The following is a 304-nucleotide window of genomic DNA, read 5'->3' as shown; positions in this document are numbered from 1 at the left end:
CTTGGAAAACAGCGCGCGAATCACCACTAAGAGAAGCAGCGTGACCAGAAAGCCGAAAAACGCCTGGCGAACCTGCGCTGCCTTGAACACCCAATCACCGCGGATCAGCAGTGCCAGCAGGATCAGGCCGACCACGATGTCGAACGGGCGCATGCTGCCCACGGTCCAGATATAGCGCCAGGTGGTGTTGTCAGCCAACGGTGCATTGAGGCTGTGGAACAGCCACTCGTCGAAAGTCAGGCACAGGATCTGGCCAAAAGGCCATAACCAGAAACACAGTAGAGCGATCGGCAGCAGCGTGCAG

1 protein-coding gene is annotated in these 304 nt (G+C 58.2%); it reads right to left on the bottom strand.

Annotated features, from left to right (window positions below; all coding sequences use genetic code 11):
• On the bottom strand, nucleotides 1-304 hold a 304-nt coding region (locus QWI17_RS16585), incomplete at both ends, for a hypothetical protein (protein WP_302723642.1).

It is taken from the genome of Gilvimarinus gilvus (assembly GCF_030518155.1).
In the GTDB taxonomy this organism is placed as follows: Bacteria; Pseudomonadota; Gammaproteobacteria; order Pseudomonadales; family Cellvibrionaceae; genus Gilvimarinus; species Gilvimarinus gilvus.
This window is presented reverse-complemented; position numbering and strand designations above follow the sequence as displayed.